Origin of the sequence: Symmachiella macrocystis, from assembly GCF_007860075.1 — a bacterium.
Taxonomy (GTDB): domain Bacteria; phylum Planctomycetota; class Planctomycetia; order Planctomycetales; family Planctomycetaceae; genus Symmachiella; species Symmachiella macrocystis.
The window spans coordinates 29,722-44,345 of sequence record NZ_SJPP01000003.1 but is presented as its reverse complement, the minus strand read 5'-3'; the positions used below and the strand labels follow the sequence as shown (position 1 = coordinate 44,345).

Genomic DNA, 14,624 nt, shown 5'->3' with positions numbered 1-14,624 from the left:
GTTGCGCGGCAAATAGTCGACAGGTTCTTCACACGGCTGTTAGCGGGCCATGTTTTTTTGACTGCGTCGGTCCCGAAAAATGAACGGGAGTTTCCGCCTTTTCGTAGTCATATTCGAAATCGACTTGAGAAGATTCGCTTTTTGGTTTGACAGCGGCGCCCGTCCGGATAGGATCGTTTCACCGAGTAAGTTTCCATAAGCGTGACGGCGAATCGAATGGTGCATGATTCGTCGTGACAGTCTTCACATCCAGCAGCAACACTGCGCTCCTATCGCAACACGATAGAGGCTCTGGCAACGGATGCCGTCGTTTAGAACCTCCCAAGGAGGCGAGGATCGCAGTACGTGCGCGTTTGGGGGTAGCACGATGCAGCCCGATACGATCGCGTTCGCGCCGATGTTCACATCGGCCGAAGAGCAAATTCTGCGCGCGTTGGCGACAGCCGTCGGCGACCATGCCTATCAGCAATGGTTCTCCGACAAGACGTCGCTGACGGTCCAGGACGATGAAATCACGATCGGCGTGGCCAGTCCATTTTTAGCGGACTGGTTTCAAAAGAAATATCGATCCACCGTACGGCAAGCCGCCCAATCGGTGTTGGGCCCCTCCGTGCGGGTTCGGTTCGAAGTCGATCCGGATGTCGCCGGCGCCCTAATCCAAAATAGCGGCGGCAGCAACGACGTCGACGGCGAACAGCCCTCGACGCCCAAGCCGAAGCGCGAACCGAAAACGAAGTCTCCGACGGAACGCCGACGCGGTCGACGGTTTTCCGATCTGAGTGATTTCGTTAAAGGTCCCTGCAACGAATTGGCCCTGACCGCCGCACATCAGATTTGTGATTCGGCCGATGCCAATTTCAATCCGCTGTTATTCCACGGACCCGTGGGAACCGGCAAGACGCATTTGTTGGAGGGGATCTACCGCCGCTTGCGCCGTGAAAATCGGGAACTGCAAGTCGTTTACCTCACGTCCGAGGCATTTGCGAATTATTTCACCGAGGCACTCCGCAACCACACGCTACCGAGTTTTCGCCAACGCTTTCGCTCGGTGGATATTCTGTTGGTGGATGACGTTGATTTCTTTGAAGGCAAACGGGTCATCCAAGAGGAGTTTTTGCACACGTTCAAACAACTTGTCAGCCACGGCCGGCAAGTTGTGCTGACCGGCAATAAACATCCGCGGTTATCCACTAAGCTCAGCGACGAATTGAAAACACGATTTCTGTCCGGGATGGTGTGCCGTATGGAGGCGCCCGATGCCGAGACACGTAAGGAAATCGTGTTTAAAAAAGCACGGCGGTTGTCAGGGCAGTTTTCGGATGAAGCATTGAATTTTGTGGCGGATCGATTTCGCAACAACGTCCGCGAACTCGAAGGAGCATTGAATTGCCTGCAAACCTATTACTGCATGACCGGCAAACGAGTGCGATTGGGAACCGCCCAACAGGTACTAGCCGATTTGGAGCGTGATTGCATTCGGGTGATCCGTATGGCGGATGTGGAAGAGGCGGTCTGTAATTTGTTTGGGATTGAAGCGGCTTGTCTCAAATCTTCGAAACGTGGGCGGACAGTCAGCCAACCGCGCATGTTGGCGATGTACCTGGCGCGAAAGCATACTCACGCGGCGTATAGCGAGATTGGGGGGTACTTCGGAGGACGCAACCACAGCACGGTGATATCGGCGGAAAAACGGGTGGATGCGTTGGTCACTGGTTCAGCGACCATTCAAGTCGCCGCGCAGAACTGGCGGGTGCAGGATATTCTGGACACTTTAGAGCAACAATTGCGCGTTAGTTGACTTTGCCGGGCTATTGATCGTGCCGCGCAGCCGTGCGAAAATCCTTACAGACGACGCCAATTTGGACATCACATTGAGGCAATGTGGTGTATCATACAGATCGAAGTTTCGGGATGGCCGATGATACTTATGCTCGGTTTCTGTGATGGGCGGGTTTTTGTAAGACTGCCCTCGTCGAAATCATAGCAATTTGTCGTTTGAACAGAATTATTTGAGCCGACTCAGCAGTACAAAAGCAATTCCATGAGCGAGAATCAGTCCAACGCGAACGAGTGGCAAGCCTGCCCGCAAGGTGAGATGGGACGGCTCGTAGTTGGACTGCGTGGAAAACGCCGTACGCGGCAGTCAATGGTGATCGGCGGAACCGCCTCAGCTGTGATTGTGCTGCTCTTGGTCGGGAATTTTGCCATCAACAAAATGCAATCGCCTGAGATGGCGGACCTAGCGTGCCACGATGTCGAGTCGATGGCGGACAAATATGTCTCTGGAAAGCTCGGCCCTGCTGAGACGGAGCATGTCCGGCTACACTTAGAAAATTGCCGCCGTTGTCGTGAGAAGATCGCAAAATTACAAAAGGGCAAGGCTGACGGGGATGTTGCTCTGCGTCGTGCATGGCAGCTTAGACAGCACGAGTCTCGGGCTTTTGCTGGGCTTTGAGGCGAAAACCGGTGGTTCCGGCCGATTTCTCGCGTGAAACGCAAATGCGCCCGGTTGAGTCGCTATTGAGGCGATTCGCCTTCTTGCGGTAAAATCCCCTGCACAGCACGCGGAAATGGGTCCGTGTGATGCCAATGGAGTGGCCCCCAGCCGTGAGTCAAATGGACAATCCCCCAGCCGACGAGTTCTCTGACGAACTGGATATTTCCGCAGAGGAAATTGACGCCCAGTACCTCCGCGCTGTTGAAGCGATGGATGATGCCGATTGGGGGATTGAAGTTCCCAAGGCCGTGGCAGAAGCAACAGTGGAGCGGGAAGGGGAGTCGGACACCTCTCTCGGCGAGGAGGCGATCGCCGCCGGTGCGAGTGAGGCAGAGTCGTCATCCGCGGAAGAAGAGGACGAACAGGCGAGTCAGCCCCCCCGTTTTACTCCGCCGCAGATTTTGGAAGCGGCTTTGTTTGTCGGAGGCAAACCGCTCTCGTCAAAAAAACTCGCCGGGCTATTGGGAGACAGCTTCGATAGTAGTGCGGTGCAGAGCCTCGCGGATGAGATAAATCAGACTTACGCGGCGGAAAACCGTCCCTACGAAATTCGGTTGGGGGAAGGGGGATACAGTCTCGCACTGCGCGAGTCCTTTGCGCGGGTCCGCAATCGTGTCTTTGGCATTGGTCCGCGGGAAGTAAAACTATCACAGGATGCACTGGGGATTTTAGCATTGGTTGCCTATCAACAACCAATCACTCGTGAGGATGCCGAAGCGACCGGTCGTAACAACGCTGGCAGCCTGTTGAGCCAATTAGTTCGCCGTCAATTGATTGCGATTCACCGCGACGAAGAAAATCCCAAAGTGGTCACCTATCAGACCACGCCGCGCTTCCTGTCGGTCTTCGGCATCGGCAGCCTCGACGAATTGCCGATGGCGGATGTGCTGGATAAAAAGTGACGCTTAGGATTGCTCATCCGGCGTTAATTGTTGCGCGAGCAACTCGATGGGGTGTAACGCCTGCGTGCCTGTGCCGTCGGCGAGTTGGTGCCGGCAGGAGAACCCGGGCGCGAGCACCGGTCCAGTGGTATGGGCCTTGGCTGCGGGAAACAAAACGCGCTCACCGATGGCCATGCTCACGTCGAAATGCTCATAGCCGAACGAACCCGCCATGCCGCAACAGCCGGAATTGACTTCGGTCACGTTCAATTGCGGGATCAGTTTCAAAGCGTCCAGCGTGCCGGACGTGCCGACGAGTGCTTTTTGTTGGCAGTGGCCGTGTAACAGGGCGGATTGGTTTAGGGGATCAAATTTCAAGTCGCAGTTTCCCGCTGCCGTTCGTTCGGCCAACCAGGCATCGAGCGTGAAACTTCGCGAACGCACGCGTTGGGCCGCTTCTGTGGGAACGAGGTCGGGATATTCGTCGACCAACGACAGCAGGCAACTCGGCTCGCAACCGAGAATGGGTACGTTGCTGGACGAGAGTTTGTCCAAGGTCGCAATATTTTCCTCGACCATGGACTTCCCCTGCGCGATGAGGCCCTTGGAGAAATACGGCCGGCCGCAACAGTGCAATCCCGCCAATTCGACGGTATACCCCGCGCGTTCCAACAGTTGCACAGCGGCGCGATTGATGTTTGGCTCGCAAAAGCTGGTCAAACAATCATCGAGGAGGATGACCTTTCCGCGCTGGCCGGCGCGGGAGTGCGGCGCGTGGCGACTGAACCAGCGGCCGAAATGGTCGTGCTGGAATGTGGGTATTTGGCGGCGACGGTCGACGCCGAACAGTTTTTCCGTCAGGTAGGCAGCGCCGGGCAGACGGGCCAACCAGTTTGATACCGGGGCCAGCGCCGAACCGATGCGATTCAGGCGTCCCGTGTGGGCCATGACAACTGTGCCGAGAGAAGGGCGATGCGTTTGGTAATATTGAGCGAGGAATTCGACTTTGAGCTTGGCGACGTCGACGTTGGACGGGCATTCCGCTTTGCATCCCTTGCACATCAAGCACAGGTCCATCACATCGTACATCCGTTGTGACGTCAATGCATCGTCCGGCAATTGTCCCGATAGTGCGAGTCGCAGTGCATTTGCGCGGCCGCGGGTGGAATGTTCTTCGTCGCGCGTCGCCATGAACGAAGGGCACATCGTGCCAGTGTTGGTTTTGCGGCAAACCCCCGAACCGTTGCACATCTCCGTCGCTGCCAGAAATCCATTTTCCGTTGCACCGGCGCTAGCCGCTTCGGTGCTGAAATCGAGAAACGTTTTAATTTCACGCCCGCGATACTCCGTACCATAGCGCAGATTTTCGACGGGTGAGACATCGCTGACCACCTTGCCGGGATTCATCAAGCCACGGGGATCGAATAGGCGTTTGACCTCTTCAAAGGCCGCGTACAGCTTCTCGCCGAACAGGTCACGGTTGTGGTAACTGCGGGCCAGCCCGTCGCCATGTTCGCCCGACATGGAGCCGTGAAATTCGCCGATCAGGGCGGCAACTTCATCGGAAATTTCTTTGAGTGCGGTCAAATCCTCGGCGGTTTTTGTATCGAGCATGGGGCGGATGTGCAGGCATCCGACGGACGCATGTCCATAAAACGATCCGGCGACACCACGACGGTCGAGGATTTGGCGAAAGCGCCGGGCGAACTCCGCTGCTTGTCCGGGAGCGACGGCCGGGTCCTCGACAAAGGCAATTGGTTTGCGGGCACCGGGGATACTTAGGAGTAAAGGCGCGCTGGCTTTGCGGCAATTCCAAATTCGGTCCCGCTGCGCAGGATCGACAGCGGGGATGTATTTTTCGAGGCCCTCCCAACCGACGAGGATTTGCTCCAGATGCTCAAGTTTATTCTGAACAAACTCCAAGGTCTCGCCGCTGTATTCGACAATCAGCAACGCCTCGGGTGTCCCCTCGACGAAATCTAAATAGCGGCGGTACTCCAAATTGGTGCGCGACAGTTCGATGATGTACTTGTCGAGCATTTCGATGGCTGAGGGTTCGGTCTTTAGAATCGTTGTCACCGATTTGAGCGCCGCATCGATTGTGCGAAACTGTAGACAGGCGACGCCGCGCTGTTTGGGGAGTGGCACGGCATGGAGGACCGCTTCGGTGATGGTTCCCAACGTCCCTTCTGCGCCGACAATAATTTTAGCGAGATTGAACTCCCCGCGATCGGGCCATTGGGTATTTAGCTCTGCTGAGGTGGCGGCGATGGGTAACTCGGTTTGCAGTTCCGGCACAAAGGCATCGAGGTTGTATCCACTCACGCGGCGGAGGATGCGCGGATAGCGGGCGATGATTTCATCACGAACCGCGTCGACGATCGCCGGCAACCGGCGATAGATCTCGCCTTCGGTGTTTTCCAGTGCTTGTCGCTGAGCAACCGCGTCGGGGCTGAGTGGTTCGCATTGCAGTTCGGTCCCGTCGGCCAGTAGCACGTGCAGTTCGCGAACATGGTCGATGGTTTTGCCGTGACGTACCGAACGGGATCCGGCGGAATTGTTGCCGATCATGCCACCTAACGCGGCGCGGTTGCTGGTGGAGACATCGGGGCCGAATTGCAGGCCGTGCGGTTTGAGGGCAGCGTTGAGTTGATCCAACACGACCCCCGGTTCGATCCGCACCAGACCCCGCTCAGCATCGATTTCCAGGATGCGATTCATGTACTTGGAAAAATCAATCACAATCGCCGTTGCCACCGTCTGCCCCGAAAGACTGGTGCCGCCACCACGCGGCAAAATCGGCACGCCATGCGCCGCTGCGATTTGAATGGCGGCGCGAACGTCCGCTTTTGATTTGGGCAACACGACGCCAATCGGCGGAATTTGATAGATGCTAGCGTCGGTGCTATACAGCCCGCGGCTGACGTCGTCGAAGAGTACGTCGCCAGCAATCTGTTGCCGCAATTCGGTTTCTAGTGGTGAAGGCATGTTGTATTTTCAATTTGTGCGAAGGTGCGACCGCTGTGTGACGTGGTGATTATAAGTCAACCCGCCCTTGTGACGCACCCATGCGCCGCTACAGATGTGTATAATAGTCGTGGGGATTGCGACCGCAAGTAGACGGTTTGGGGGAGAGGGCTGCTGAGCGAAACGAAGTAGGTTTGTTTGAAATGGGTTGCACTGGCGGACAAGCTGCCAGTGGCACCCGATATTTATGGCGATGATGGATTCAAACCGGCGGTGTTAATCGGTATCGCCGTACGCTTCGCGTTCGAAGGGGTTGTCGCGGTAGGGATCTTTGCCTTGAAACCATAAGACGGTTGAGAAATATAAATAGGCTGGGATGAAAAACGGTCCCCAACGGGCATATTGGCGGACATGGACCCATTCGTGATCGCGGGTGATGTCGAGCGCCGCATCGGTGAGTCCCAGGATGGTATGTCCCATGGTCATTGCCATCGGGTTATTCGGGCAGTGCCGCAAAAACCAGGTGACGGCTCCGCCATGGAATTCCAAAGCCATCCCCACCCGCCGAGCGCGACCACCGGACAATAACCCCAACAGGCCGACGATGATTCCCAGCAACGACCAGGGCGAGGCCCAAACGATCGTCAATAAAGTCAAAACAATACGCACGCTTCGCCACCTTAAACGAACTCGGCGGACTAGGTTTTTGCACTGATTAGTTTTCGTTTTTGGTCAGCCTGAGACGACGGGACCGTCGTAGGGCGCAACACTAATTGTGTTAATTCCGGTAAGCAATTGTACCGGAGCGGTTCCTTGCCCGAAATACCCCGCGTGACATATAGCAGAGTTGGTTGTCGGTAAAAGGTCCCTGCGGAATACCGCGTGCCGTAGAGACTGGGCGTATAGATCGGTCCGATGCCGGGGACACAAATTTGTCCGCCGTGATTGTGGCCCGAGAGCATCAAATCGAAATTTGCACGACGGGCCCAGGGGTAGTTGTCGGGGGTGTGGCTCAACAACAAGCGGAAGTCGACCTCTTTGGCGGCTGTGATGTCGGGATTGTTTCCCATCCAGGGGTATTCCGAACCGGCGATCAACATTTTTTTCTCGGCGTGCTCAATGGTTGTAAACCGGTCGGCGACATCGATCCAGCCCAGCTCGCGAAAACATTTTCGTGTCGCATCGGGGTCGAGGTCCCAGTCGTGGTTGCCAAGGATGAAATAACAGCCCAGTGGGGCGCTGAGTTGTCCCAGCGTCTCTGGAAGCCAATCGGTCAGATGTTGTTCGTCGAGCAAGTCGCCGGTAAAGACCACCATGTCGGACCCCAACTCCTGGCCGCGGCGAAGAACTTCTTCAAAGTATTCGCGGGTGATGGTGCCGATAAAATGCAGATCGGAGACATGCAGTATCGACAAACCATCCCAAGCTTGAGGCAAGCCGGGCAGGTGGAGGTCTTTGGTGCCGATTTCGACTTTGAAGATTTCATTGCCCGGTAGTTTTGCCAAGCTGTGATACCGCCCGGCAGCCAACGGTTGTTTGCCGAGCATGGCGGCTACGTCGATGATCTCGCTGTGGCTGGAGAGCAGTGCCGCCGGAGGGCGGTAGAACCAACGGCGGACGACGATCACCGACGCGAATATTGCCGAGATTCCACACGCCGCGAGATAGACTAAATAAATCGGCGCGATGTCCAACCAACTTCCGTCGAACAGTAATCGCGGGCGCCCGAAGCCTCCTTGGTAGATCAATGCCAGAGTGAAGCCAATGATGAACAATGCATGGCTGCGGCGAATGATGGAGAGTGTACTTAAGTGAACGCGCGCGGTGCTGATACGGTTTAGCACGGCCACGACAATCGCGAGATTGCCGAGTGAAAGGACCGCCATCAACAGTAGGTTCAGCCAGTTCATGGTTCGTGATACCGGAAACGGGGCGATTGCGGTTTCAGTTGCCGATCGCCAGCAGAAGCACTGTTAACAATAACCCGTTATGAATGCCGTGTGCGATCATCGACGGAATCAAAGTTCCTCGCCACTCGCGGGCTAATGTCAGTCCCAAAGCAATCGCCATCAGCGCGGGAACCGCGACAAGACCTTGCGGATGGATTACCGCAAAGATAAACGAGTTGATCAGTGCTGAGAATAGGAAACTGGCCAGGAAGCCCCAACGGTGGCTGCATTCGCGCAGATGGCGATACATGACGCCGCGAAACATGGTCTCTTCGACGACCGGCGCGCCGATTGCGGCCACAAGATACAACTGAAAAACCATGAACCAGTCGGCGTTTGCCACGGTCGAGACGATTGGGTGGCTGGGTAAGTTTGTTGGTGAGAAATCATCGACCCCACCACCAACCGGTTCCACAAGACCGGTGAGGAGCATTAAGATTAAGGATGCCAGAAATCCTACGAACAGAATCGGGATCGTCATCACATAACTGCCGACCCCGATGGCTGGTTCTGCCAACGGACGGTTACCGGCCGTCCAACCAATATCAGCGCGAATTTGCCGCCACGGAATCCCCCGCAACCGGGGCCAAGCCAAGGCGAACAGGCTACCAAACATCGCGGTTGCCAGGACCAGCGTGCGATAGCGGTCATCTTGGACCAACATGGACGCAGTCTGTGTGAGCACGAAAAACAGGAACAGCCAGACGGCAAAGGTTTCCGGGTAGATTCCTGCGTAGTTGCTGTGGCCACAGTGAATCGCGGGGCGCACGCTGCCGGTGATGTAGGCAGCGGTAAACACGACCAACGCCACAATGCCGACCATCAAGAGCGAACAAAACAGCCCGCCTGAACTCAGTAGGGCGATGGCGGTTTGCTGGGCTGAGCGGATGACTGTGGAACGGGCTGCTTCGTTGGTACCTTGTTTGGGGGCCAACGCCAAGTCGCCAAACCATCCGAGTTGGTCTTTCAAGAGTTGTCGCTGCTGTGGGGTGACCGACGGCCCGGTCCATTCCTCAGCAGCATAGTCAGTCATAAGCGCCGTCAATGCGTCGCGCAATTCGATTTGCTGTTTGTTGAGTTCAAAACCGCTGGTTTTAACGCGGTCGTTGATGTCCATTAACACCGAGAGTGCTTCTTCGGGGCCAGCCAACTCTTCGGCGACAATGACAAACCGCAACCGCTGTTCGATGGTCCCTTGGTTTAAGGGAGCCGCCTGTACGTACAACTGCGGGGCCGTCATTTTGTCCTGATCTTGCCACAATGAAGCGGCCCCGACCAAGTATCGGGATTGCAACAGCATGATGACATCTTGCGGAGCGGCCCCTTCGTCTTCCAGCGGGTGCGGCTCACCCCTCCCGCCGTTTTGCAGATAGGTCACGAAACCGACCATTGCAAGAATCACCAGCCAAGCGATGCGAGGAAATCCCCGGCGGACCGGGACGTCGGCTTCGAGCTCCAGTATCGGCGTATCGGATTCGTGATATTGCATAGATTCAGATGGCCCGAGTCTCGAGATGGATGCGGCGAATGCTGCGGCAGGGTTACGGCTGTTCGACTTCCTGTTTCATGCACCGTCCAATTTGTCGGACCGCTTGCCGGAGTCGTTGCTCGTTTTCGACGATCGCCATCCGCAGATAGCCTTCACCCTCTTCGCCAAAGCCACGCCCTGGGCTGACCGCCACGCCGACTTCGTCCAGCAATTTCATGGCAAAGTCGATTGACCCCATCTGTGCCCAAGGCTCGGGGATTTTTGCCCAGATGAACATCCCTGCGCGGGGACGTTCGATTTCCCACCCGAGACGTTCCAGACCATCGCACAGGACATCCCGGCGGCGATGGTACTCCTCGGCAATACTCTCCACGGCGGCGTCGCAATTGCGCATGGCGACGATTGCCGCAATCTGGACCGGCTGGAAGATGCCGTAATCGTAGTAGCCTTTGATCGTTGCCAGCGCGCGGCACATTTCGGCATTGCCGGCACAAAAGCCGATGCGCCAACCTGCCATGCTGTAGCCTTTACTCATCGTGGTGAATTCGACTCCGACCTCGAATGCACCGGGCGTGGCTAAAAAGCTGGGCGCCTGGTACCCTTCGAAACAGATGTCTGCGTAGGCGAAATCACTGATGACCAAAAATCCATGTTTTTTGGCCAGCCGCACCAACTCGACATAAAAGTCTTGTTCGATCACCGTGGCAGAGGGATTGTGCGGAAAATTGACGATGACCAGCTTCGGCTTGGGATACAAATGGGTGCAAGTGTAGTCGATGTTGGCAAGGAATTGTTCCGGATCACGTACATCCAGCGCAATGACATTCCCCGAGGCCAGCGCGACAGCATAGACGTGGACTGGAAACGACGGGGCGGGGACGATGGCCGTGTCTCCCGGTCCCATTAACGCCAAGCACAGGTGGCTGAAACCTTCCTTAGAGCCGATACAGGCCACGACTTCGTCGTTCGGATCAATCCGCACGCCGTAGCGCTTCCAATACCGTTTTCCCACTTCGCGGCGAAGATTCTCCACCCCGGTCGAGACTGAATAGCGGTGATTTCGCGGATCGGCAACCGCCTCCGTCAGTTTTTCGATGATCATCGGGTCGGGCGGATCCGTGGGATTTCCCATTCCCAGGTCAATGACATCGACCCCTGCCACCCGCTTCTTGTGTTTCAGCGCGTTGATTTTGCCAAACAAATAAGGCGGCAGCCGCAACACGCGCGTGGCCACCGGAATGGTGAAGGGGTTGTCCGACTCCGGTTGTTCTGATTCGCTTCGCATCTGTTTATTTCTCTGGCTGCCGAGCCGTCATGTGGATTCTTTGGTTTCAAACGTGTCCGTTTGAACAAAACTTGTGCAGTGGCGCCAATTGTAGCACGTCGCCCCTGGAAGCAAAGAGACCGATGGGGGGCACCTGGTTCGCTGCGCAAATAAAACGGCACGCGAGATGCCAAATTGTCTCGCGTGCCGGTGTCTCTTTTCACTCGTGTTATCGCACTTCAGTGCGTCGGGGGCTACGGGCGCTGTGGTGCTGTTCGTGTGCCGCCGACTTGTTGGATATTTGAATCTTGTTTAGTGCGGGCAGTTGAGCGTTTGCTACTGCCGGTCGTGACGCCGGTCAGATAGTTGTCGACACGCGCCTTCGATTCCAGTGTGTTGAACGTCTTGTTGACCAAGAGTTGCACTTTTTCGTCGCGGAGTTCTTCCTCGAGAATGGAACGCACATCGGCCATCGAGACGCCACTGACCGGATCGGTGCGGCCTTCGCATTTAATGATCACCCAGTGCTTGTTTTCGGGGATTTGAATGACTCCAGAGATTTCGCCGTCGGCCAATGAGAACGCCGCTTTTTCGATTTCGCTGCTTCCAGAGAATCGACGAATCGGCGGGACTTTCCCTTCCAAAGCTCGGCTGGAGGAATCGATGGAATACTCCATAGCCAAACGGCCGAAGTTCTCAGGATTGTCTTTCACTTTTTCCCAGACTTCTTGGGCTTGGCGAATCCGATCCAGAATAATCACTCGCACCCGCACCCGTTCGCCATAGTTGCGCTGGTAAGCTTCTTCGAGTTCCTTTTGCGTAATCGTCACATCGTGTCCGGCCAACTTTTTGAGTGCCAACATGGGCCAGATGACGTCGCGGCGATATTGGTCGGGAGTCATTTCTTGTTGCGAGTGCATCATCTCCAGCCACTGCGCGGTATCCAAATTGAATTTTTTAGCGATCGAGCGGATTTCTTTTTCGATATCCTGTGCGGTCGGGGCATCGGCTTTGCCTTCAAAGGCTTGCTGAATCATTGTCCGGTTGATGATTCCTTCCAGCACTTTGTTCCCGTAACGCGCGACGCATTCTTCGGCCAGTTGGTCGTAGGAGATCAATTGACCATTCACGCGGGCGACGCTGCGTTTGCGGCTTTGCCCTGTGCTGTTCGCAGTTTGATTGCTGCGCAGGCTCCGCTCACCGCGTGCGGCGGCCTTGCCCGTTTCGGGCTGCATGACTTGGAACAACAGTCCCGCGACGAGCACGGTTAATGCGGTTCCTCCGACAATAAACATCCATTTTTGCGTCGTTTTGGGTTTGGTCGACATGGGCATCCAATCCTTTGAGCCAGTCTGTAGGGAGGGATCTGCGGGGATATTGACCCGAACGGGTATCGTCCCACGGGGATTTAACGGGATGCAATTTCACAACCGTAAACAGGGGGTTAGTCATTGCGGCGGGAATATACGCCAGTTCTCAAAACCGGTCAACCGCATTTGAGAAGGGAGCCGATGGGAGCTAGATTGAGCGATGAAAGGCTCTCTCAAAACCCTCGGCTGTTTCAAAACGCCGGAGCGGATTTGCGTTCTGTCGGTTCGGGAATCGTTGGCGGCGGGCTATCGACGGCTGCGGCCAATCGCGGCATGTTTGTAATCACAATCTGCCGGCGGCGAATCATCAGGCTGCCTTCGTCCTGTAGTTCTCCTAGCAGGACGGTCACGGTTTCCCGTGTGCTGCCAATGACATTGGCCAGTTCCTGGTGCGACAGCTTAATGCTCAGTTGAATTCCCTCGGGGGTCCGCTGGCCGTATTTTTCAACGAGTTCCAGCAACAGATGCACGAGGCGTTCGCGATTTGAGCGGAACAACAGCGATTTCAATCGGCGTTCCAGACGTCTTCGTCGCAAGCCCATTAACTTGGTAATGCCCATCGAAACGTGGGCGTGTGCATCCATAACGGCTTGTAGTTGCTCACGGGGTATTGAGATGACGGAGGACTTCTCCATCGCTTCGGCGAATTCTTCCCGCTCGCCCCCATCGAAGACCGACAGTTCGCCAAACAGTTCGCCCGGCTCCATAAAGCCCAATAGCGCTTGTTTGCCGTCGCTGGTGATGTGATACAGCTTGATGCGGCCGGAGGCGACTAACAGCACGGTTGTGCCGGGGTCGCTGGGCAAATAGACCAATTCGCCGCGACCAAATGTCCGTACCTGTGCGCGGCTCTCAAGTTGTGAAACCTGTTCGTCGGTGAGCCGTTCAAACAACTGACAGCTCTTAAGATGCCAGAATTTCTCGGACATGGAGTCAATCCCTAGCCGGGCTGGTTCGCAGTGACCTGTCACTTGAAGCGACCGGTGGCGTTCGGGTCTCCTGCGTCGTGCGAGGCGAGTCCCAAACCGGCGGCGCATTCCGCCCCACAATGTAAGCAGGATACCGCGTAGGTAGTATTCGGGCAAGACACCGGGCCGCACACCTGTCATAGCGGTTTGTGTTACCTCTGATAAAGCAACGGGTTGTGGCAAATCGCAATGTTCGGCGTAAACTATGAAACCTGGCAACGACTTTACGAAGGAACCTTGCGACATGCTGGCCGGCGGGAACCTTGTAATTCCATTGCAAGCATGGGATGCTGCGATTGAATTGGCAAAGTCACAGTGACTAACAACAGCCGATGCTCGCGAGTCTTCACTTATTGCAGATCATCTTTCAAAGGAGCGAATTATGACCCTCAGCGATGCACAAGAAAAGATGTGTAGCGAAAGCTCCTGGGATTTTTCAGATCTCACGGCTCTGTTCTTGAATTGCACCTTGAAAAAGTCCCCGGAACGGTCGCATACGCAAGGACTGATCGACATTTCGACGGCGATCATGGAGAAAAACGGTATCGCCACCGAGTGCCTGCGTCCGGTCGATCACGATATCGCCACCGGCGTCTGGCCGGATATGACGCAGCATGGTTGGGACAACGATGAATGGCCCGCGATTGCGGAGAAGGTCATGGCGGCTGACATTTTGGTTGTGGGCACGTCGATCTGGCTGGGTGAGAAGACTTCGATTTGCACGCAATTGATAGAGCGGCTTTATTCATCCTCGGGAGATCTCAACGCGCATGGTCAATACGCCTATTATGGCCGCGTGGGGGGGTGTCTCATCACCGGGAACGAAGATGGAGCGAAACATTGCGCGATGAATATTCTCTATTCATTGCAGCACATCGGCTATGTGATTCCACCTCAGGCCGATGCTGCGTGGCTGGGCGAAGCCGGTCCCGGTCCGTCATATCTCGATCCCGGTTCGGGCGGGCCGGAGAATGACTTTACGAATCGCAATACGACGTTCATGACCTGGAACCTGATGCACATGGCGCGGATGATTAAAAATGCTGGTGGTATTCCGCCGCACGGGAACCAACGATCGCAATGGGACGCTGGATGCCGATCCGACTTTCCGAATCCTGAACATCGCTAGTAGCCGAGCCGAATGTTGGCATCTGGCAGCCATGTATCGCTCCTATTCGACTAGGTTTAGGTCGGTCCGCTGGACTTAGACGCGGCGCGGAACACAGACCTGTTTTTAGC

11 protein-coding genes are annotated in these 14,624 nt (G+C 55.8%); 4 read left to right on the top strand and 7 right to left on the bottom strand.

What is annotated here, in order from left to right; all coding sequences use genetic code 11:
* Window positions 1–301 precede the first annotated feature (301 nt).
* The 3 genes from dnaA (at window position 302) to scpB (ending at window position 3,399) form a co-directional block, all read left to right on the top strand.
* Window positions 302–1,798, top strand: a complete 1,497-nt coding sequence (gene dnaA / locus CA54_RS23580) for a chromosomal replication initiator protein DnaA (RefSeq protein WP_146373474.1) — start codon at window positions 302–304, stop codon at window positions 1,796–1,798.
* Window positions 1,799–2,041: 243 nt separating this feature from the next.
* On the top strand, window positions 2,042–2,455 hold the full coding sequence (locus tag CA54_RS23575) for a zf-HC2 domain-containing protein (RefSeq protein WP_146373473.1): 414 nt from the start codon (window positions 2,042–2,044) through the stop codon (window positions 2,453–2,455).
* A 161-nt stretch (window positions 2,456–2,616) separates the two neighbouring features.
* Window positions 2,617–3,399 (top strand): SMC-Scp complex subunit ScpB, encoded by a 783-nt coding sequence (gene scpB, locus CA54_RS23570; protein ID WP_231963219.1) that lies wholly within the window; start codon window positions 2,617–2,619, stop codon window positions 3,397–3,399.
* A gap of 3 nt (window positions 3,400–3,402) precedes the next feature.
* On the opposite strand, the gene CA54_RS23565 is transcribed toward scpB, so the two are convergent.
* From CA54_RS23565 to CA54_RS23535, 7 genes are all read right to left on the bottom strand, one after another.
* Window positions 3,403–6,366, bottom strand: coding sequence for an FAD-binding and (Fe-S)-binding domain-containing protein (locus CA54_RS23565; RefSeq protein WP_146373471.1), 2,964 nt, complete (start codon window positions 6,364–6,366; stop codon window positions 3,403–3,405).
* A gap of 255 nt (window positions 6,367–6,621) precedes the next feature.
* A complete protein-coding gene (locus tag CA54_RS23560; RefSeq protein ID WP_231963177.1) occupies window positions 6,622–7,014 on the bottom strand; it encodes a hypothetical protein in 393 nt (130 codons plus the stop codon).
* Between the two features lie 29 nt (window positions 7,015–7,043).
* Window positions 7,044–8,255, bottom strand: coding sequence for a metallophosphoesterase (locus CA54_RS23555; protein WP_146373470.1), 1,212 nt, complete (start codon window positions 8,253–8,255; stop codon window positions 7,044–7,046).
* Window positions 8,256–8,289: 34 nt separating this feature from the next.
* On the bottom strand, window positions 8,290–9,783 hold the full coding sequence (locus CA54_RS23550; RefSeq protein WP_146373469.1) for a type II CAAX endopeptidase family protein: 1,494 nt from the start codon (window positions 9,781–9,783) through the stop codon (window positions 8,290–8,292).
* 52 nt (window positions 9,784–9,835) lie between these two features.
* Entirely contained in the window at window positions 9,836–11,068 is a 1,233-nt protein-coding gene (locus CA54_RS23545; RefSeq protein WP_145377188.1) for an aminotransferase class I/II-fold pyridoxal phosphate-dependent enzyme, read from the bottom strand.
* Between the two features lie 233 nt (window positions 11,069–11,301).
* Complete coding sequence (locus CA54_RS23540; protein WP_197532770.1) at window positions 11,302–12,375, bottom strand: peptidylprolyl isomerase; 1,074 nt, start codon at window positions 12,373–12,375, stop codon at window positions 11,302–11,304.
* Between the two features lie 233 nt (window positions 12,376–12,608).
* Window positions 12,609–13,346 carry a Crp/Fnr family transcriptional regulator gene (locus CA54_RS23535; RefSeq protein WP_146373467.1) on the bottom strand — a complete coding sequence of 246 codons (738 nt, stop codon included), beginning with the start codon at window positions 13,344–13,346 and terminating at the stop codon, window positions 12,609–12,611.
* Between the two features lie 421 nt (window positions 13,347–13,767).
* Between CA54_RS23535 and CA54_RS23530 the strand changes: the two genes are divergently transcribed.
* Window positions 13,768–14,514: a flavodoxin family protein gene (locus CA54_RS23530; protein ID WP_146373466.1), complete on the top strand. Its 747-nt coding sequence runs from the start codon at window positions 13,768–13,770 to the stop codon at window positions 14,512–14,514.
* Window positions 14,515–14,624: the final 110 nt, after the last annotated feature.